We start from the raw sequence: 20,179 nt of genomic DNA, 5'->3' as shown, positions 1-20,179 counted from the left end.
TATCACTTCTCCTCCGCTTTTCTCTCTAACGCCTTCAACTCACACCATAAAACAAGACCGGAAATCTTCAGTGGGGATTCCAGAAAACACATAGGCGATACAGTCTCGCGACGGCACCCCACTTTTCAACGGAACAAAACGGCGGAGCCATTCCAGCTTTTCATGCCCAAAGTCTACACAATCCCTTGCCACCACTCTGCGCCGCTGCTGATCGCGCATACACTCAGTACTATCAGATCGATTAGGCCAAGGAGTTTTTTACGTTCGATTCGCGGGTCTTCAAGTGTCGCAAAGTGTTCTATTAAGCTCATTTCCGCTGGTTTCGGATATACAAACCCAAAACCTAACTTTCAATTAAGGAAACACTGATTTAATCGCTGCCTATTTCCATTTATATATTATGGATAATATTTAATCATGATATAATAATCAATATATTATACTGTAACGGTACCCGGCGCATGATGAAACAGACCACTTTCCTTGACGTGCTTTTCCAGCAGAAATCCCGCATCACGCGGCGCGAGACTTTTTTGAACGCGATGGATCAGGTAGTTCCCTGGTCTGAGCTGATTGAGACCATTCAGCCGGTGTATCCTGCTTCCGGGCGAGACCGCCCGCCTATCGGGATCGAAAGGATGCTGCGGCTGTATTTCATCCAGCAACGGTACGGCTTTTCAGACGAAGGAACGGAAGACGCGCTTTATGACATGCCGATACTCTGCCGCTTTGTCGGTATAGACCTCACGCATGAACGCGTACCCGACGCCGCCACGCTATTGAACTTCCGCGTTTGCCCGCAAAAAGTTGCTTCTTTAAGCTATTGCTTTTATATATATAAGTCTAGAATTGGGAATTGCTGATGACGATGCTGTTCTCACCCGTTTTTTCGACAAATAATTCAGATAACTTCATTTTCGTCACTTCCCATTCCAACCATGCCAAAGCGCGGTTCTAAGTATCGCATCATCCAGCGAGACAGTTCTGTGCAGCCCTAAATCGCGGCCGATTTGACTGGTATCCGGCACATAACGGCCCGGGTTCCATCCGGTATCAACGGCGCCCCGAACCTCGTATTCGCCATTTCCCAGCGTAGAGGCCACTCTTTGCGCCAGATCTTTAAGCGCAACGGACTCATCGGATCCAACGTTATACGGTTTTCCGGACTCCGCCCGCACCAGCATGTGCAAAAGCCAGACAACCAGATCGGACGCATAGAGATAAGAGCGGCACGCCAACCCGCTGCTATTTACAATAACGGGTTTCCCCTGCATCGCATCGCGAATAAAGTTTCCTGCGGCAAAATGTATATCCAGGGATAAATAGGGACCAAGCAGGGCAAAAATGCGGGCAATGGCTATCCTGGCGCCGAACTGTTTTGCGTATATGGAGCAAAGCATCTCAGCTGCCCGCTTACCCTCGGCATAAGCGCTGCGAGGCTCGGTGCAACACAGTGAACCGTTCCATTCTTCCGCAACCCGCTCCATTTCCCACGGCTGCTGACCGTAAACAGCCCCGGAACTCAGAAAAAGCACGCGATCCACCGATTTTTCCACTGCAAAATCCAGGGATCTGCGGGTACCCTGGATTACGGTATCGAACATGCGCCGGGGATCATTTTCGTTGAGATCGGCACTGGCGTCGGTAGCGGCATGAATGAGATGGGTATATTCGCCGGCCGGCGTAATGAAACTACACACATCGCCTGCGATAAAGTCGAACATGGGGTAATTGGCCAAATGTGGCGCTTTATCCTTAAAAGCCTGAGGATTCCGCGTCAGGACGGTGACCTGCGCATCCAAACCATGGCGTTGGTCCGCATGGCGAAGACTCTCCAGCAGCCAGCAACCGATAAAACCAGTCCCTCCGGTAATAAACAGTTTTGCGCCGTGCAATGACGGCCATATGCTGCCGCATGCATCGAAAACCGCATCCAGATCTTGTTCCAGCGACCATTTCGACATCAGATAAATCCTACGCGCTTCGACACAGCCTCATTCCGCATTGGCTTGGTTGACTTACCGGGTTCAGCCTAACCGGTCATGGCGCAAGCGCCGCCCCGTATCTTGCAAACGCATGCGCCCACGCCCGGTTTCCCTCACCCAGCCTCTCCCGGCGGGAGAGGAGGATTGGTATTCGCTTCGCGATATGCCTGGTAACGAACATCCCAGCCTATGCTCTTCAGCACGTTCCGGTATACAGCAGTTATATCCATCCGCACTGCTTCGGTGCGCGGTTCGGATACCAGTTCCAATGCACCGTCGCCACGAGGTACAACCATGCGATAGCTATCGGAGCGATGTTTCTTGTCATTGTTGAACTTTTCCAGCACCAGCACCAGATCAATCTGTTCAGGGCCGTTAACAGCGCAATTTTCGCCTTCACCAAGCAAGGTTCGAACGTAGTTAGTTAACTGGCGGGTGGCGTCCACCCCCTGCGGAGATAGCCACAAGCGCCGATCGGCGTATTCTATAGCGATTAACATTCCAATACCGACCGCTATACCGTGACTCACGCCAAACCCGGTACCCGCTTCCAGCGCATGCCCAAAAGTATGCCCGAAATTGAGCAGCAACCGTTCCTTCTGATCGAACTCATCGTTTTCTATAAACCATTTTTTGGCACGTAATGCACGCATAACCACACGTTGCGCGCCAAACGAGGAGATGGGCAGCGCAGGCGCATCGGAAAGATACTCCTGGAATGCCTTGTAACCGCGCGCATAGCAAATCTTGACGGCCTCATACAAACCGCCAACAATTTGCTCTTCATCAAGACTCCCAACGAAATCCAGGTCGATCAATACCTGCTCAGGCGGGTAGAAGTTTCCAACCAGATTTTTATATCCCAGAACATTTATCGATGATTTGCCGCCTATACAGGAATCAGCCATACCCAGCAGCGTTGTTGGCATATAGGTCCAGGTGATCCCTCGCATGTAGATCGACGCAGCAAAGGTAGCAATATCCTGAATAACGCCGCCGCCGACTGCAACCAAATGACTGTCGCGGTTAACCCCATAATTTCTAAGCTGCAAAATTATGTTCGACATGGCTTCCAGAGATTTATTAGCCTCAACGGCTTCGATAACGACTACTCTGGATATATGCGACGGTATATGACGAACCAGCTTTCCATCGACAATAAAAACGGCATCCGGATTTTTCTCGACAATATCAGCCAGCAAACCTGCGCCTGAAACTATGGCATAGTTTCCCGAAGAGGAGGAAACCTCAAACGAATCGCGCATAAGAAAACCCTCGGTCTGCTGCAATGAATTGCCCGGTAATCCCGGTATTATCTCCGGAACACAAAAAGCCGACCAGATTGCACACATCGTCCAGACAGGGAAGCGAGAGCAGTGGAGTCGACTTCTCGAGATGTTGCAATTGCTCAGCGCTTAAGTTCGCGCGAGTCATGGGCGTATCCAGCGGACCGGGTAAAACCGCGTTTACCATGTAACCGGAGGCGCCGAGATCAATCGACAAAGACTGAACCAGCCCTTGCAAAGCCGACTTGCTAACGCAATAGGACAGCTTGTTTTGTCTGGCGATATTCTGCCAAATCGAACTGATGATGCAAAGACGCGCCGCAGGACCAAGCAAGTCCCGTCGCAGCAAGGCCTGCAGGCTAAGAAGCACATAGGTTACATTGGCTGCATACATCTTTTCATGTGCTTTCAGATCAAAACTGTAGATATTATCACTGCCGTTTGCGCCCTGAGCCCATACGGCAGCATTCAGCCGACCCCCTTCGAGAATAGAAAAAACTTCCGTATCCTCCCCGCCATCCCACTCCAGCCAATCTCCCGCAGATCTTTGATCCGTGGGCGCGCCGGCACGGCTAATACCTACCACCCGATGGCCTTTGGCACGATGCCATTTACAGACGGCCTGCCCAATCGATCCGCTTGCGCCAAAAACCGCCACTGAAAAATCAAGCATCTACTTATGTATTGTCACTGGATTTGGCACCGCTTATGCCGCACTCAAGTTGCTCCACCGCGTTTCAAGCATTGCGATACGGTCCGAGTCTTCTCCCTGCATGCTTCCGTAGTAGTCGCGTTTATTTTTCAGCCACAGTAATTCAAAATAAACGGTTTCCTTGAGTCCATTTTCCATAACCGGGTTATCGAGCGCATCTGCGACAAAAATGACCTTCCGCGTCTCAAAGCGTGTCAGATGTACGTTTTTAACCTTTCTCAACGCCGGCAGGGAATCGATTGAAACCGCACCACCGACCACCAGGTCCAGGTTGCTGGCTTTACATGCTTCCGCAGTTGAAATGATATATTGGGTAATATTGTCCGCATCAATGGCCGATCTATCCAATCCGCTGGATCCGGCAAAGTCAACGCGACCGAAAACGATTCCTTTGACTCCCCCCTGTAGTTTCGCGACATTGACCAGTTCATCCAGAGAGCCGAATGTGGTTATCGTTTCCAGGTTAAACAAAAAGTCGGTGTGCTCCTGATTTTCTTTTGTATAAACCTTGTTTTTTGCTTCTATGAACTTTTTCAGCGCATACGGCGTTTCAACCATCGGGGCGATAATATACTCAACCCCAAATTGTTTACTCTCTATCAGATCCCTGACCGCCTCACATCCACCAATTTTCAAACCTATCTTAAGGTCGGCGCGACGGGCAAGATCAATCAGTCTTAATAACTCGTCTGTGCGCGTACCTTCAGCCTCGAATTCAGCCTTTACAGATACTGCGCCATACTCTTGCCGCAACATTTTCAGAATGTCCAGCATCTCGCTTTCACGTTTATTCATTTAAATAACATATCTCAATATTACATGAGGCCTGGTAATCAGCAATTTTCAGTATATCGCCAAATATAAAGCTATCATGACCATATCTTCCACGGAGCCCTGCCGGACGCCCAAAGTTCCTCCAGGTGAACCTTATCACGCAAGGTATCCATCGGCTGCCAAAAACCATGATGACGATAAGCCTCAAGCTGATTTTTACGCGCCAATTCTTCCAGGGGACCACGCTCCCATACTGTGTCATCCCCCTCGATCAGGTCAAGCGTTTTTGGCGAAAGCACAAAAAAACCACCGTTAACCCATCCTCCATCGCCATGTGGCTTTTCAAGAAAGCTATGCACCGAAGTCCCTTCCAGATCTAAAGACCCAAAACGGCCCGGCGGTTGGGTTGCCGTAACAGTGGCCAACCGGCCATGCGCTTTATGGAATTCCAGCGTCGCGCCAATGTCAATATCGCCAACGCCATCACCGTAAGTCATACAAAAATCATCATCGCCTACATAAGGTTCAACCCTCTTTAGACGACCACCAGTCTGCGTCGATTCGCCTGTATCCACCAGGGTGACCCGCCATGATTCAGCCTTGCGGTGGTGTACCTGCATGGTATTCTCTACCATATCGAACGTCACGTCCGACATATGCAGAAAGTAATTGGAGAAATATTCCTTAATGACATAGCCTTTATAGCCGCAACAAACTACAAAATCGCTTACCCCATGCGAGGAATAGATTTTCATGATATGCCACAAGACAGGTCTACCGCCAATTTCGATCATCGGCTTGGGTCTAACCCCTGTTTCTTCGCTAATGCGTGTGCCTAACCCGCCCGCCAGAATGACAGCTTTCATAATATGATAACGCTCCGTCCAAAAGGGATATCGTTCATTTGCGCCCCCTCGCTACAGTCTGGTTTCGGTCTGGCAGGCGGGAAAACATTGAACACCCGCCATCGCGCCCAATAGAATATCATATATCATTCCTTACCCATTCTTCAACTGGAGCCTGCCAAAAGGCTGTCGGCATAATTCAGAAAACAATATGACTAACAACAACGACTTCTGGGCAAAAAAACGCATTTTTATCACCGGGCACACCGGTTTCAAAGGTAGCTGGCTGAGCTTATGGCTGCAGAAGCTGGGGGCGGAAATTACCGGCTATGCGTTGCAGCCCACAACAACACCAAACTTATTCGAAACAGCGCGTGTTGCGGATGGTTTAAAATCGATTATCGCCGATATTCGAAACGGCGAACAGTTGACTGCAGCCATGCAGCTGGCCGCACCTGAAATTGTTGTCCATATGGCGGCACAGCCCTTGGTGCTCCACTCATACGCCAACCCGGTTGAAACCTATTCAACCAATGTAATGGGAACTGTACATTTGTTCGAAGCGGTCAGACAGACTCCCAGCGTACGCGCGGTTATCAATGTTACCAGCGACAAGTGCTATGAAAACCGCGAATGGGCGTGGAGTTACCGTGAAAACGAAGCCATGGGCGGCCATGATCCTTATAGCAGCAGCAAAGGATGTGCGGAATTGGTCACTGCGGCTTATCGTTTGTCATTTTTCGATCCATCGCGATATGGGCAACATCGCGTGGCGATCGCCAGCGCCAGAGCAGGAAACGTCATTGGCGGAGGCGACTGGGCTTCAGACCGCCTGATTCCCGACATGGTGCGCGCCATATCCGAAAAAACGCCGGTCGTAATTCGCAACCCCCATGCCATCCGGCCTTGGCAACATGTACTGGAACCGCTTTCCGGCTACTTATTGCTCGCTCAACGCCTCTATGAGGCAGGTAGCGGCCACGGCGAAGCCTGGAACTTTGGTCCCAGTGACGAAGACGCAAAACCTGTACAGTGGATCGTTGAAAAACTTGCAGCGCATTGGGGCGACGGAGCAAGCTGGGTACTGGACACGGCAGAACATCCGCATGAAGCGCATTATCTTAAACTCGACTGCTCCAAAGCGAAAATGCGTTTAAACTGGCATCCGCGATGGCGGCTGGCTATAACGCTGGAAAATATCGTCTCCTGGCATAAGGCGCATCGCGCAGGCGCCGATATGCGTGAATTTAGCTTGAGACAAATTACAGATTACTCCGAAAGAACATAAAACCTCTACTTTCTCCGCGCCAAAAAATCGCTGATTCGGCGTGGATTACGCCGAATCGGCTTTATCCGCAATCAACGTACGCGGACATGCCAGGGTCAAGTGTCATTTGATGATTGGCCTGCCGGTGTTGACAGCCAAGCAGCTAATGATTCCAACCTGAACAGCGCACAAAACGATTTCGACCATTGCATTTTGGGGATAACGGGGACTACCATTGCCTGATTTTTTAAAAGCACGGCACAATCTGACCGATGAAGCGCTATTCGCTTTGCACCAGTCAAAAAACGGCCTGTATGCCTGTCGGATCAGGCCTTTTTTCGGTAAATAGTTTGCGCTGGTCTGCTAAGATCAGGCCGATCACAACCAACCAGCACAGGCAGTCGTTCCCGCTTGAAGCCATCAAACCATGTCCAGTTGCATTAACCGAAGCCATTACCATATCGGCCTTTACCCGGTCCGCTTCTCATAATGGCCGACACCTCCTGGCTGATACGAACGCAATTGCTGGTCGGTGAAGATCGGCTGGCGCGCCTGCAAAGCGCGCATGTGCTGATCGTGGGCATGGGCGGCGTCGGTTCCTATGCGGCGGAGTTCATCTGCCGGGGCGGCATCGGCAGGATGACGATCGTGGACGGCGATGTCGTCGATCCCAGCAACCGCAACCGCCAGTTGCCGGCGCTGGCGACCACGCACGGTCTGGCTAAAGCGGACGTGATGGCCGAGCGGCTGCTGGCGATCAATCCCGATCTGGAGTTGAACGTTATCAAGGAATTCATTACGCCGGAGCGCAGTATCGAAATTTTGGCGTCACCTTACGATTATGTCGTCGACGCCATCGACAGTATCACGCCCAAGATCACGTTTATCCGCACCGCCCATCAGCGCAAGGTGCGGCTGATCAGTTCGATGGGCGCGGGCGCGAAACTGGATCCGACCCAGCTCCAGGTGGTGGATATTTCCAAAACCTATCGCTGTCCGTTCGCCAAATATGTGCGTCACCGGCTGAAGGCCTACGGCATTGTGCGCGGGGTCAAGACCGTGTTCTCGCCGGAAGCGCCGATCAGGGAATCGCTGATGATGACCGATGGCGCGAACTTCAAGAAATCGGCTTACGGCACGATTTCCTATCTTCCGGCGGCGTTTGGCGGCGTTTGCGCTTCGGTGGTGATACGGGAGTTGATGGAGGCTCAGCCTGACGTTAGCGGCGCGGGCGCGATCTGAGGCTGCGCTTCCGGCTTTCCGGTCTTTACGGCTTCGTCCGCTTTCGATTTTTTTCTGCGGCGAGACGCTTTCGATTTCTTTTTCGCGTCGCCTTCCACCTGCGGGCTATCGATCGCCACTGCCGGTACCTGGATTTTTGCCGTAGCCGCCTCGAACTCGCGCTCTTCCTGCTCGGCGATGCGCTTGTGCGCTTCACTGAGCAGACGCGCGGCTTCGTCGCGCTGCCCCGGCGTCAACTCTTCCTCCAGGGTTTTGCGCCCGGTTTCCGCTTCCATGTCGCCGCCTTCCCTGGCACGGGTATACCAGTAATACGCGCGCGCGGGATCGTGTTTGATGCCGTCCTCGCCCTGGGCATACAGCGTTCCGAGCGTCGCCTGCGCGGAGGGATCGCCTTTTTCAGCCGCGCGCTCGAACCAGTACACGGCTTCGCGCGGGTTGCGCGGCACGCCGAGACCGTAATAATGCAGCACGCCGACCTTGCTCATGGCCAGACGTTCTTCGCGGTCGGCGGCGCGCTGGTACCAGCGCAGGGCCTGCGCATAGTCCTGCTCGGTTCCCAGGCCTTTCATATAAAGGTTGCCCAGATTGATTTGCGCGGCAACATTGCCCGACTCCGCAATCGGGGTCAGCAGCTTCAAGGCCGCCGTATAATTCTTGCCGGCAATGGCATCCACCGCCAGGGATAACGCGGTAGGCGCTGCCGGCGGCGGAGCCGGGTAAGCGGACTGCGCTCCGGCGACGGCCAGAAACAAACAGATCAATATCAATGACCGGTTAGTTGACAACGGATGGCAGCTTATTTTTTTTAACTTCAAGATTTCTTGCAACTCCATTACTGTGCAAATCGCATGACGAACGCTAAATCGCCTCTCCCTATGGGAGAGGCGGGGTGAGGGAAACAGGCCGTGGCGTAAGCGCTTGCACGAGAGGGCGACGCTTGCGCCATGACCGGTCAGAGCTCATTGGATGCACGGATCTATGCCAGCAACTCCTCAATCAGCGCTTGCAACTGAGCCGATTGCCGGCCAATGAGCAGACGCCGGGCAATCACTATGCCGCATAATTCGTTCAGCGCCGTTTCGAAATCGTCATTCACCATCAGGTAGTCGTATTCCGCGTAATGCGACATTTCCGACACGGCGTCGCGCATGCGCCGCGCAATCACCTCCTCGCCGTCCTGACCGCGCCCGCGCAGGCGCTCCGCCAAGGCTCGCCGCGAGGGCGGCAAAATAAATACAGACTGGCATTCGGGTATCAGCCGCTTCACCTGACGCGCGCCCTGCCAGTCAATTTCCAATAACACATCGCTTCCACTGCTCAGCGCATCTTCCACAGAACTGCGCGCGGTGCCGTAACAATTATCGAAAACCTGGGCATATTCCAGAAACTCGTCGCGCGCGGCCATTTCGTCGAAAACGGCGCGCTCCACAAAGTAATAATCCTGCCCATGAGTTTCTCCAGGCCGGCACGCACGCGTAGTGTGTGAAACCGATACGGTGAAACCGCTCACGCGTGCGCGCAATGCATTGACCAGACTGGTCTTACCCGCCCCGGAAGGTGCGGACACCACAAATAACGTACCCTTCATCATGTAAAAAGCCGGCTTGGTTAATCGATCATCTCCGCCATTATTCTCGGAAATACACTACGCAGCAATAATAAACTTCGATAACCCCCGGTTTGCCGTCATGCTGGGAGGAAAGCAGAAAAAACGCACTTTGCTGCTCTACGCGCACTTTCCCGCAATTACGAGGTCCAACCTTCGAGTGTTTAAAGGACTTGATCAGCGCTTCCCTAAACAGGACTGCAATGCAACCTTACGGATGGAATAGCTTTGCAGGAGCGGGCTGCAGCCCGCTCCTGCAGTGATATACAACGCTAGCTGAATAGTTACCTTCAGTTTTCAATAGCGTCAACACCGCGCTGGCATGGCACATTTATTGACTATCTGTAACTATTCAGCGTCCCGATTTTCCGTTCGTCCTGAGCCTGTCGAAGGATGAATGGAAAATCCTACGGTCTTGATAGTTAATCCGTTCATGGTTCGACAGGCTCTCCAGCCGCATTCGCGGCGCTGCGCCCACGAACGAATTAACTTAACGGCTCCAGACAAAATTCAAAGGACGCTGAATAGTTACGATTATTTAAAGTATCAGGAGGTGACGATATGAGCATACCAAGCAGACCATGCCAAATCATCCCGTTTCCCGACGTCCGGCTATGGTCGCGGATAGCAAAACGCTACGTCGAGTATTATGTCGCAGGCGATCCCCGTGCGGCCTGCTATTATCTGGCAAGCGAGCTGGATTGCCAGAAACTGTCCAGATCACCGGCCGGTCTGAAGCAGGCCATCGTCAAGGAGTATAGAAAGCGCGGCTTTCCGGGAGAAATCGTCTATCATTGAAGCGCCTTGAACCCGTCAGCTTCCGCTGATGAATCGCCGGGCCATCAGCACCGGCAAACGCACCAGGAATTCAAGGAACAGACGCGTATGCATCCAGGTCAGCAGCACATTGTCCCTGACATAATGAAAATGCGAAACACCGCCCTGTTCCGGCCGGAAATAACTCACTTGTGCGGGCAGATTAACCGGTTTCACGCCGCGCCAGCTCAAGCGTACGACCACTTCGGGATCAAAATCGAATCGGCGCATCCAGCGATGCGTCGATAAGACGCCATGCAGCGCTTGCAGCGGATAAACCCGGAAGCCGAACAGGGAATCGCCTATGCCTACGCCCAGGGTTTCAAGATTCGCCCAGGCGTTGGAAATTTTTCTGCCGTGCACGCGCAAAGCGGGGGCGTCGGCAGCAAACACCGGAACTCCCAGTATCATCGCATCCGCGTTTGCCCTGGATGCCGCCAGAAATTCGGGGATTTTATCCGCCGGATGCTGCCCATCCGAATCCATGGTCAAAGCATGGGTGTAACCCGCCTGCAGCGCCAATCCGGCGCCATGCAGTATTGCTGCGCCCTTGCCTTGATTGCGAGGCAGTACGATAACGCGCAGATCCGGATCTTCCGTCGCCATGGACTGCAAAGTCTCGATCGTTCCGTCGGTGCTGCCGTCTACCACAATCCATACCGGCACTTGCTGACGGCGGGCGGCGGCAACGGTTTCATAAACCTTGCGGCCGGGATTGTAGCTCGGTATCAGTATCAACGGATTATGCAACGGCGCGTCCTCTTGTTTGCTGCTTGCTGCCTGAATGTCCGGAAAACGCGAGAACAAACGCAAATTCGGCGCTCCCAACCCTGCTGGTCATTATTTTTTATTGCACCTGTAAGCCATGCCGGTATAAGTCACATTGGTCTGTTGCATGGAACCTCCTCCCGCAGTTAGCCCTCCGCGCGTAGCCAGCATTTGAACGGTATCCGCTCCCAGCCTGGCCGCTTCGTTTTTCATGGCGTTACGCGCACCGGTTTCCAGGTTGGCGTTACTGGTCCAATCTCCGGTAAAAAAATCCCCCTGGTTGCCGGTAACTTCTCCCAGATATTCGCAACCGGCAGGGTCGCCGGTGACGATCCTGATATGTTGCGCGGATGGATTCAGCGGTATTGCAGAACATGCCGGCAGCAAAATCGCGCCCATCAAAACATACAGATTTTTTTTCTTGCTCATTAAACTACCTATCGTCAAAAATATTCGGCCCGCTTAAGGAAATTGGCTTTATGGATAACGCCGGCAAAAACAGCGGCCCTGAGCCGTGACTGCGCTATCATAGCGTTACAACGAACTTTCCTGCTTTTTCGGACACTTATAGGCTGCGCGCCGCTATAAGCGATCGTAGTCGGTTCGGCACATAACCGCTCGGCTCGGGTTTTTCGGTTGCGCCTGCGCTGGAGTTTAATCCGCTACGCGTAGCGAGTAACTGTATGGTATCGGCGCGTAGCCTAGCTGCTGCGTTTTTCATTTCGTTGCGCGCGCCGGTTCCCTGCTAACTATCCTGATGCGCTGTGCGCCCGCATTAAGCTGCGCCGGAGCGCAGGCTGAAAGCAGCAGTGCGGCAAATGTACAACCCATGGTTTTCCCAAGCACAAACAAACTTCGCTGAAATTCCAGAATAATTGCGATTTTACAGGAAGCCACCGCAGTAACGCAGCAAAAATTGCTAAACGCGCCGATATAACGGCTTATGAAATGCCTGTCGGGTTATATGCTATTCCGTACGGACCAATAAATGATCACTGGACGCCGCGTGATCGACTGCTCATCAAGCGGGTATGAATATTTGCGTGCCGGAAGACAAGGTAGCCTGCGCATTCGCTATTTTGGTTTCTGCCTGCGCTATTTCTGTTTGACGGCTATTAATTAGAACATCAAATTCACGAAAGGAAATACTTCCCTGCATAAGCGCCGTGGCATAATCCTCCATCCTGGTTTCACACTCATCAATCGTAGCCGTTGCCTGTTTTATCTCAGCGGTACTGGTGTTAATAACGCTTGCGCCTTGCTTTAGAACCTTGATCTCATCCTGAGTCAACTTCACCTCGTTTTTCGCAAGCTTGGCGGCAGCCGCCGTAAAATGAAGCCCCTTCTTCTCAAGATGAGCTCCATAAACCTTCTCCATTTTTATCAACGAATTATCCAGCTTGAACCCATAAAAATTCACAGCCGGCCCCGCATATAAATTCAACACCAATCCTGCATAACCACTCAGTTGCACACCCATCATGACCTGATTTTTATCTCCTCCGAAAATTGAGGTTGTGTCGCCATAATTGAATGACGTCGAATCCGAATGCCGCCATATAGACGAACTCCCCTCCACTTTCGTATTCGAATTCCCTTTAATATTCTGATTAATATCTCCATTCAGCGTATTCAGGGTTATGTTGCCCAAGGTAGATGTCAACGTGATATTGGCCGTGTAAGCCGTTAGCGATATGCCGTCCGGCGGCTGCGTAGGCGATGACGATCCCGTTGTCACACCGAAGTTGCCGTTGCCCGCATTAATCCAGACGCCCTCTCCACCCGTTTCCGGGTTCGAGATATTGCTGTCCTGGGCCTGCCTCAATCCCGATGATAACGATGGTTTACCCGTAGCTCCCATGCTCATCCAGGTATCGCCGGTCGGCGTCTTGAACAGCATTTGCTGCTTGCCCTGCTCATCCTGCAAGGTGATTTCGTTACCTCCCGCAGAACGGATCTTCGATTGCGTCTGGTTGTCGTTGGTCACCACATTCGGCGTTTGCGAGTTGGTGACGGCGCCGATGATAACCGGTTTGTCGGGATTGCCGTTGTGGAACGACAGCAATACCTCAGCACCCTTATGCAGAGGGAAATGCATGCCGTGAGCCACGCCGTTATCGTCCATTCCCGCGTAAGGGCTGGCCTTGCGTATCCAGGCGGAGGCCTTGGTGGCGTCTTTTTCGGTTAGGTAGTAGGGCAGCTGCACCTTATATTCGCCTTTCTCGTTAAGTTCGGCGTATTTTCCATCACCTTCCGCATCGATAAATGCGTTCAGCGTGCCTTCGATCCTCGGCCACGGTTGAACAAGCTCGGGCCTGAACTGCACATCGGAGGGGATGGACGAAAACTCGGCTCGATAAAACGTCTGCTCCGGCTCAGCCGTTTGCACTCCCAACCCCGCCAGCAGCAGGCCCGCTTGCGAGCCGCGATGGCTTACCCCGGTAAGCAGATACTTCCGATTGAAGCTTGCGCGATAATGGCCGGACAGTTCGAGAAAATGTCCGCAACGCAACCCGGTGGCCGTCGATTCTCCACTGAATTGCCGCCCCCGGCAAATCAGACCCTCCGCGCGGATTTTGGCGACTTCCCGGGCAATTTCGTTGGACTCAACATGCATGCCGTAATAGTTCACTTCGCCGATGCCGTGCTCGCTGACCATGGCGGTCCCCTTGATTTGCAACGAAGCTTTCTGATAGAAGTAGTTCGTCACCGTCACCTGCCTGGGCAGCGGCTGCGAAGATAAACTAAAATGCTGCACGCGGCGCGCGCCGGGTACATCGGCGTCCAGCTCGCCTGCGGGTTGATAGGCCAGCCCGACCACATGCGGATCATGGTTGAGGCAGCTGTTGCCGAACACGATTTGCTCGCCGTTCTGCTGCTGCGTGTACCACCAGTAGACGCCCAGATGCTCGCACCAGCGCGTTAAGAAACTGAGGTAGCTTTCCCGATACTGACAGATGAATCTCTGCTGCGGATAGGCCGCAGGCTGCAGATAGGATAAAGTGTAATCATTACTGCTCAACCCGCCTGCATCAAGAATTATTTCCAGCAGTTCCCGCGGCGTTTTATTCAGATACACCTCGGTCAGATGGAATTTTCCAAGCCGCCACATTTTAGGCTCCAGCACAGCCTTGTAAAAAGTCCAGCCGGTAACCTGGTGCTGTTGCTCGAAGCGGGTAACAAGTCCGGAATAACGGGTTGGCTCGCCCCCCGGCGCCCCGTCACTCAGTTGAAATTCGGCGTGCCGCCCCAACAGCATTTGCTCGTCGATATCGTTGCTGGCGGAAACCAGTAAAATCTCAAAGCGGTAAAGCCGGCCCAGAGATTCTTCGCCTTCAAAACTCACCACTTCCAAGGTAGCACCGGAACTCAGTCCATCGCATGAGAATGAAAACCGGCGGTTAAAGTCTGCTAATTGGTTAACCAGAGGCATGTTTGTATCTCTCGGTGATGTTTTATCAAATTATCAATTCCTGTAACTATTCAGCTTGATCGACCCTGTATGAAGAAAAACCGTTACCGTGCAAATCGCGAAGCGAACATCTGACCCCCTCTGCCGCCGGGAGAGACTGGGTGAGGGAAACCGGGCGTTGGCGCATGCGTTTGCATGATACGGGGCGACGCTTGCGCCATGACCGGTTAGGCTTGGCAGGGCGTTGCCGGTTTCAGTCGGCAGGGGCGCTGCCTGGTAGCCATCCCTGCGGCGATGCCCAAGGCAGGCCATGTACGCTGGGTACCGACTTATTACCCCCTCTGATCATGCATGCGGCGCGCTCAGCCGGAACGATGCGTTTTTAATTGTAACCATTCAGCTCAAGAGCCTTCTACGGAAACGCATCATTAAAATGAAACGACTTTGCCGGAACGGGCTTTTGCTCTCGCTCCGTCTCTTTCGCAGGCTAAGGCCCGCTCCTACAGTGATATACAACGGCAGCCGAATAGTTATCGCTCATATCCTTATCGGCGCATTGAGCCATAAGCTTTAAGTCCGTCCGCCATGTTTTTCAAGGCGGGCGCCGGTTTCGCACCCTCCGTCAGACTCGACCGCGCTTAAGCCCGCCTGAAAACAGGTTTCCAGATCGTGCATAAAACCTCTGACATCATGAGGCGGCGTTATCCTGCGCCCCAAGCGCACGCGGCATACTATCGGCACCGACGGACAGCGCAACAGCGGCCAGTCTTTTCCCAAAAACGGCGAATTGATCTCGATAAACACTACTTGCACCGGCACGCCGGCTTTTACCGCAATCAAACCGGTGCTGCTCTTGAGCGGATTCAGCGGCGGGTGCGTGGTGCGGGTGCCTTCCGGAAACACCAGCATATGGCTGCCGTTTTTCAACTCCTGAACAGCGGCTTTTATCATGGCTACCGGCGCATCGTTGCGAATATAACCCGCAAGTCGCGCACCCGCTCCAAACAACGGATTGTTCCAGAGTTTGGCCTTCAGGATACAGCTTACGTTCGGCAGCCGCGACAAGATCATCACCGCATCGAGCAAACAGGGATGATTGGCGGCGATTATCAACGGCGGCGCCTGGCGCAAGGCATCAAGCTCGCTCAGATCGAAACGGAATGCGCCCAGACGCGTCAATACATCAATATACCAGCGAAACCCGCCGGTAATCGCCAGGCGCCCCAGCCGTCTGGCCTGCGGCATCGGCATGACCCTCGGTAACGGAATGGCGATAATCGACCACAGCAGACAAAGAATCGCCAGCGTCGACAAGCCGAAAATCAATAGCGCGCGCGCGCGCAGCCGGCTGAAGAACCGCGCCCTACGGCTGCGATCAAAGGGCTGTATCATCTGCGGGATCCCAGCGCGCCACGGCCTCTATTTCCACCAGCAGTTCCAGGCGGCATATCGCCGCCTGCACCATCCGTACCCGCGCCGCAGCGTCAAGCAGACCGCGCAACTCATCAGCAACAAGCGCGGCGTCATCGACATGGCGCAGATAGGCTTTGAATTCGAGATCGGCAAGTTTTAAACGCTTGCCGCCAACAAGTCTATTGGCCTCGTCCAGCAATGCGCCGATGTTCGCCAGCGTTTCGCGGGTTTGTGCGCGGACATCGCCGGCATGCAGGCTGAGATGACCGGCGATGCTGGCGGTGCCGGAAATGAACAGGGTGCTTTGCCCTTCCGCACGAACCAGGCTGGCGCGGGAAAACAACGGCGGACTGGCGCCATATCGCGGAGGATAGCGATAGGCGCTGACCTGGCGCGGATTTTCGATAGGCAGCGGCGGCCGTTTGCCGGCCAGGAAATTCATGCACAACGCAGCGCCGCCGATGCCGACCGCGCTGGCCGCGGCGCTATGCCGCGCCAACAGGCCGGCGCCCTGTAATGCCGCCTGCCGGCCCTGGTTGAACAAACGGTAGCGTTCGGTACCGTTTTCCGATTGATTGATATCCGGAATATAGTGCCAGATCCGGTAAAAATGGGGCATGCCCTGCCGCGCCAGCAGCTTCAGGATTTCATCGTAGGCGAAACGCGCTGTCTGCGTCAAACCGCCGGTCTCGCTCAGGCTCAGGCACCCCCATAGCAACGACTCCGTGATGCTGTAGCTGATGGCATCCTGACGCCGGTAACTGGGCGGATCGGCGCTGCGCCAGATGTTGTAAACCTCATCCCCGCCATCAAGCGGTTTCGCCGGAACATGAAGGACCGGTATGTCCGGATGTAACGGGGAAGGGTCCGGTCGATCGGAAAACCGGACCAGACCCAGCACGTTATCGTACGGCTGGGCCTGCCGGGCTGCGAAGTCTTGCGCATTGAGGTAGAGATTTTCCATCCTGTAATCCCTGAAAAGGCGGCTTCAGTGCAATTCCACCGGCCTGATATTGTTTTTGCGCATGCGCCAGGCCGCAAAAGAGGACTTCCAGTGCACAATGAAGCTTAAATAGTAGATGCACTTGAATACGAACACCGAACCCCAGATCGGCGTGTTTCCGAATATATCGCCGGCCAGCACCGACAGCAAGGCTTCCTTGACGCGAAACATATTGCGCGGCTGCATCAGCAGTTCGCGCATGGCCGGAGACGATACGCGGTAAATAAACCAAGAAAAGATACGCGGTCCCCTGCGCATCACGCGATCGAACTGTTCGAGCGCCTGTTTCGATAGTTCCGGACGGCTCAAACAGGTAGCCACCGCCTCCGCGCCGGCAAAGGCGCTGTGCATGGCCAGCATCACCCCTGATGAAAACACCGGGTCGATAAAGGCGTAGGCGTCGCCCAGCAATAAATAGCGCTCGCCATGAGTGCGATCGCAAACGTAGGAGTAATTGCCGGTGGCATGGACTTCGGAAACCAGACGCGCTTCGCTCAGGCGTTCGGACAGCTTGGGGCAGGCCGCCACGGTATCCAGAAAAAACTGTTCCGGCGAGCGCTGCGCGCGCGTTTTCATGTAATAAGGCCAGGTAACCGCGCCGATGCTGGTCACCCCGCCGGCGAGCGGTATAAACCAGAACCAGCCGTGTTCGAACCAGAAAATACTGATATTCCCTTCCGCCTGCCCAGGATTACGGCGCGCGCCTTCGAAATGACCGTACAAAGCCGAACTGTTGTGCAGCGGGTTGCGCTTTTTTACCTTGAACTGTGCGCCGAGCAAGGTATCGCGCCCGGAAGCGTCGATCACGAAACGCGTTTGCCACAGCTGCATTTCTCCCGTTTCGGTTTCAGCATGAACGCCGACCGGTTCGCCGGGATTTTCGGGAAAATCGACGCGCCGCGCCCGGCAGCCTTCCAGCACCTCAGCGCCCTTGCGCGCCGCATTGCGTATCAGTATTTCATCCAGTTGCGAGCGCCTGACCTGATAGGCAAACGGCATGGACTTATCCCAGGCCTCGGCAAACGGGAAAGTTTGAGCCAGTTCATGATCGGGAGAAACGAATTCGGCGCCTTCCTTGCGCATGCCTATCGCCCGCACCTGTTCGGCAACGCCGAGACGTTCGAACAGCGGCAAATTGGCCGGCAGCAGCGATTCGCCGATATGGAAACGCGGGTGGCGGGCTTTTTCCAGCAGGGTAACGCTGTAACCGCGTTCGGCAAGCAGGGCGGCGGCGGTAGACCCTGCCGGGCCGCCGCCGACGATGAGTACGTCACAGTGCATGGTGGGCTTCCTGAAGTACGATAGGCATGTTAAGACTCGGGCTATGGCGCCAGGACGGATATGTTATCGCGCCGGCAACGGTTTATGCCAGCACAGCCGGGAAAATGGTGTGTGGCGCATGCGTTACGGAACGATTGCAACCATCGCGCTTTCTGGGTGATGCCGCTAGGTATCAAGAACATAATAATCGGCCAGATTGCTTGCGAGCCGAAGAAACACTATGGCGGGCATAAGCTTGTGGCCGGCCAAGACCCGCCGAGCCCCCTTTTGGCTTATCGCGAATCGGGTACTAAAAAATCGAGCCGGCGCAATTTTGTCGCAAAGGCGCTCAAGGCCACAAAAAATCCCACGGACCCGCAAACGATGAACATGAATCCCATCCCACGGCCCTTGCCTGTTCCTATCCACGATCCTACAGTCATTCCTAACCCTCCGCCTTCTGTGAACGCAGGTTCGAGAATCTTTTCTCCAATAACTCCCCCGCAGAGAATGACTAAAGCCGATACTAAAAGCACGAGCCCACCCCCGATGGAAAATATTCTTCCTTGATATTGGTTTGGTACTTTTTTCATCCACAGCGTGCGACCGCAGCCCTCGGCGAAACCTGATGCGAAAAGAGCCACAAAAGCGCACACGCAGTAAAAAACAAAAGAGGTGCTGATACCAGCCAACATGATGCAAAATGCCAAAACGGCATCACCTATAAGAACACCGATCATCAAATGGCTTATGTGGCTCATGGCTGTCAGCAGCGCGGCACCAAGCAGACCGCCAAGGCTTCCACAGCTCAGAATGATTCCGAGATCTTTCTCAGAATAGTTAGAAAGAACCATTGGCATGATCATTGTCGATACGAGTGCGATCAAACCTTGTTGAACAATTGAATAAAAAAGCAAGCCTAACATAATCGGTTCTCGCTTAAAAAAATCCTTGGCAACCGAAAAAGTACTGCTTTTAGAGGAACAGTCTGCTGGTTCTTGCTTATTCCCATATTTATCCAAATGTAAAAACGCCTTCAGGACAAACAGGGAGCCTATGCAAAAGGCGATGAGGTCAATACAGACAATTCCAGGTAAACCGACTGCTGCCATTAGCCCTCCTGCCGCCATTGGCGCAAACATGGTCAACAGACTCAAACTGATCCCCATCAACCCACTGGCTTGGGCCAATTTATCTAAAGACAGGAGTTTTCTCACCGATGCGCTATAAGCAGGCATTCGAAATGCGCCGACCAGGGAGAACAGCATGTTGAAGACATAAAGATGCCAAATCGCAAGAAAGTTGCGCCACAAAAACCAAGCCAGCATGAGCGTCAATAGTGCAGTGGCGACATCAGCCGCAATGATCACATAACGAAAGTCAAAACGGTCAGCGATGCTTCCTGTAAACGGCATGACAAGCAATTGGGGCAAAACCACTGAAACGATCACCGCTGAGAAATCAATAACCGATCCGGTTTTTTGGTAAACCCATACGCCTAAGGCAAACTTCATCAGTGAAGTTCCTATAAGGGAAACGGTCTCTCCGCACCACAGAAAGTAGAATGGGTAACCCAAGCCGCTTGGGATTTTATTTTTTTTATCCACTTTTCTACATTCGATGCCGTTCAGGGAACCTCTGATCAAACCCATAGCGCAAACATTATTGACTGTATATTCATTATATTGGAATTTTGAAACCGTTAAAAACGGCACTTAATCAGAGCTTCCTTAGGGAGGGCGACCATTCCATTACTTCAGCAAGGACTGTCCAACATTAATAACCAGTCA

At 53.3% G+C, this 20,179-nt stretch carries 20 protein-coding genes; 4 read left to right on the top strand and 16 right to left on the bottom strand.

The features are described from left to right. Window positions 1–39 precede the first annotated feature (39 nt). Together F6R98_RS00985 and F6R98_RS22365 are read right to left on the bottom strand one after the other, a co-directional pair. Window positions 40–219 carry a transposase family protein gene (locus F6R98_RS00985; RefSeq protein WP_153247350.1) on the bottom strand — a complete coding sequence of 60 codons (180 nt, stop codon included), beginning with the start codon at window positions 217–219 and terminating at the stop codon, window positions 40–42. Further along, on the bottom strand, window positions 174–311 hold the full coding sequence (locus tag F6R98_RS22365) for a transposase family protein (protein ID WP_153247349.1): 138 nt from the start codon (window positions 309–311) through the stop codon (window positions 174–176). The genes F6R98_RS00985 and F6R98_RS22365 overlap by 46 nt, the downstream gene beginning before the upstream one ends. A gap of 150 nt (window positions 312–461) precedes the next feature. On the opposite strand from F6R98_RS22365, the gene F6R98_RS00975 reads away from it, so the two are divergent. Beyond that, window positions 462–863 carry a transposase gene (locus F6R98_RS00975; RefSeq protein ID WP_153247348.1) on the top strand — a complete coding sequence of 134 codons (402 nt, stop codon included), beginning with the start codon at window positions 462–464 and terminating at the stop codon, window positions 861–863. Window positions 864–920: 57 nt separating this feature from the next. On the opposite strand, the gene F6R98_RS00970 is transcribed toward F6R98_RS00975, so the two are convergent. The 5 genes from F6R98_RS00970 to rfbF all read right to left on the bottom strand — a co-directional run bounded on the left by F6R98_RS00970 (window position 921) and on the right by rfbF (window position 5,623). Next, on the bottom strand, window positions 921–1,964 hold the full coding sequence (locus tag F6R98_RS00970; protein WP_153247347.1) for an NAD-dependent epimerase/dehydratase family protein: 1,044 nt from the start codon (window positions 1,962–1,964) through the stop codon (window positions 921–923). A 134-nt stretch (window positions 1,965–2,098) separates the two neighbouring features. Then, complete coding sequence (locus F6R98_RS00965; protein WP_194270082.1) at window positions 2,099–3,250, bottom strand: 3-dehydroquinate synthase; 1,152 nt, start codon at window positions 3,248–3,250, stop codon at window positions 2,099–2,101. Beyond that, the gene (locus F6R98_RS00960; RefSeq protein WP_153247345.1) at window positions 3,234–3,944 is read right to left on the bottom strand and encodes an SDR family oxidoreductase; all 711 of its coding nucleotides are present in this window, start codon (window positions 3,942–3,944) and stop codon (window positions 3,234–3,236) included. Before F6R98_RS00960 ends, F6R98_RS00965 begins: the two co-directional genes overlap by 17 nt. Before the next feature lie 33 nt (window positions 3,945–3,977). Then, window positions 3,978–4,778, bottom strand: a complete 801-nt coding sequence (locus F6R98_RS00955; protein WP_153247344.1) for an aldolase/citrate lyase family protein — start codon at window positions 4,776–4,778, stop codon at window positions 3,978–3,980. A 74-nt stretch (window positions 4,779–4,852) separates the two neighbouring features. Further along, a complete protein-coding gene (rfbF, locus tag F6R98_RS00950) occupies window positions 4,853–5,623 on the bottom strand; it encodes a glucose-1-phosphate cytidylyltransferase (protein ID WP_153247343.1) in 771 nt (256 codons plus the stop codon). 190 nt (window positions 5,624–5,813) lie between these two features. On the opposite strand from rfbF, the gene rfbG reads away from it, so the two are divergent. Further along, on the top strand, window positions 5,814–6,890 hold the full coding sequence (gene rfbG / locus F6R98_RS00945) for a CDP-glucose 4,6-dehydratase (protein WP_153247342.1): 1,077 nt from the start codon (window positions 5,814–5,816) through the stop codon (window positions 6,888–6,890). Between the two features lie 468 nt (window positions 6,891–7,358). Next, complete coding sequence (locus tag F6R98_RS00940) at window positions 7,359–8,111, top strand: tRNA threonylcarbamoyladenosine dehydratase (protein ID WP_153247341.1); 753 nt, start codon at window positions 7,359–7,361, stop codon at window positions 8,109–8,111. Here F6R98_RS00940 and F6R98_RS00935 read toward each other — a convergent pair. Further along, window positions 8,078–8,872, bottom strand: a complete 795-nt coding sequence (locus tag F6R98_RS00935; protein ID WP_194270081.1) for a tetratricopeptide repeat protein — start codon at window positions 8,870–8,872, stop codon at window positions 8,078–8,080. The genes F6R98_RS00940 and F6R98_RS00935 overlap by 34 nt on opposite strands. A 215-nt stretch (window positions 8,873–9,087) precedes the next feature. After that, a complete protein-coding gene (gene gmk, locus F6R98_RS00930) occupies window positions 9,088–9,702 on the bottom strand; it encodes a guanylate kinase (protein WP_153247339.1) in 615 nt (204 codons plus the stop codon). A 576-nt stretch (window positions 9,703–10,278) separates the two neighbouring features. Here gmk and F6R98_RS00925 point away from each other — a divergent pair. Beyond that, window positions 10,279–10,515 (top strand): hypothetical protein, encoded by a 237-nt coding sequence (locus F6R98_RS00925; protein WP_153247338.1) that lies wholly within the window; start codon window positions 10,279–10,281, stop codon window positions 10,513–10,515. A gap of 15 nt (window positions 10,516–10,530) precedes the next feature. Here F6R98_RS00925 and F6R98_RS00920 read toward each other — a convergent pair whose 3' ends face one another. The 7 genes from F6R98_RS00920 to F6R98_RS00890 all read right to left on the bottom strand — a co-directional run bounded on the left by F6R98_RS00920 (window position 10,531) and on the right by F6R98_RS00890 (window position 20,104). After that, window positions 10,531–11,346 (bottom strand): glycosyltransferase family 2 protein, encoded by an 816-nt coding sequence (locus F6R98_RS00920; protein ID WP_228125016.1) that lies wholly within the window; start codon window positions 11,344–11,346, stop codon window positions 10,531–10,533. Window positions 11,347–11,373: 27 nt separating this feature from the next. Next, complete coding sequence (locus F6R98_RS00915; protein WP_153247337.1) at window positions 11,374–11,730, bottom strand: DUF4156 domain-containing protein; 357 nt, start codon at window positions 11,728–11,730, stop codon at window positions 11,374–11,376. A gap of 592 nt (window positions 11,731–12,322) precedes the next feature. Continuing rightward, window positions 12,323–14,734, bottom strand: a complete 2,412-nt coding sequence (locus tag F6R98_RS00910) for a type VI secretion system Vgr family protein (protein ID WP_153247336.1) — start codon at window positions 14,732–14,734, stop codon at window positions 12,323–12,325. Window positions 14,735–15,283: 549 nt separating this feature from the next. Beyond that, window positions 15,284–16,105 carry a lysophospholipid acyltransferase family protein gene (locus tag F6R98_RS00905; RefSeq protein ID WP_153247335.1) on the bottom strand — a complete coding sequence of 274 codons (822 nt, stop codon included), beginning with the start codon at window positions 16,103–16,105 and terminating at the stop codon, window positions 15,284–15,286. Then, complete coding sequence (locus F6R98_RS00900) at window positions 16,089–17,090, bottom strand: chorismate transformation enzyme, FkbO/Hyg5 family (RefSeq protein ID WP_153247334.1); 1,002 nt, start codon at window positions 17,088–17,090, stop codon at window positions 16,089–16,091. The genes F6R98_RS00905 and F6R98_RS00900 overlap by 17 nt, the downstream gene beginning before the upstream one ends. A gap of 24 nt (window positions 17,091–17,114) precedes the next feature. Then, window positions 17,115–18,410 carry an NAD(P)/FAD-dependent oxidoreductase gene (locus F6R98_RS00895; protein WP_153247333.1) on the bottom strand — a complete coding sequence of 432 codons (1,296 nt, stop codon included), beginning with the start codon at window positions 18,408–18,410 and terminating at the stop codon, window positions 17,115–17,117. A 272-nt stretch (window positions 18,411–18,682) separates the two neighbouring features. Next, on the bottom strand, window positions 18,683–20,104 hold the full coding sequence (locus F6R98_RS00890; protein ID WP_153247332.1) for an MFS transporter: 1,422 nt from the start codon (window positions 20,102–20,104) through the stop codon (window positions 18,683–18,685). Window positions 20,105–20,179 lie beyond the last annotated feature (75 nt).

Source organism: Candidatus Methylospira mobilis (genome assembly GCF_009498235.1).
GTDB classification, from domain to species: domain Bacteria; phylum Pseudomonadota; class Gammaproteobacteria; order Methylococcales; family Methylococcaceae; genus Methylospira; species Methylospira mobilis.
The sequence above is the reverse complement of the archived record's forward strand: the minus strand, read 5'-3'. Positions and strand labels throughout refer to the sequence as shown.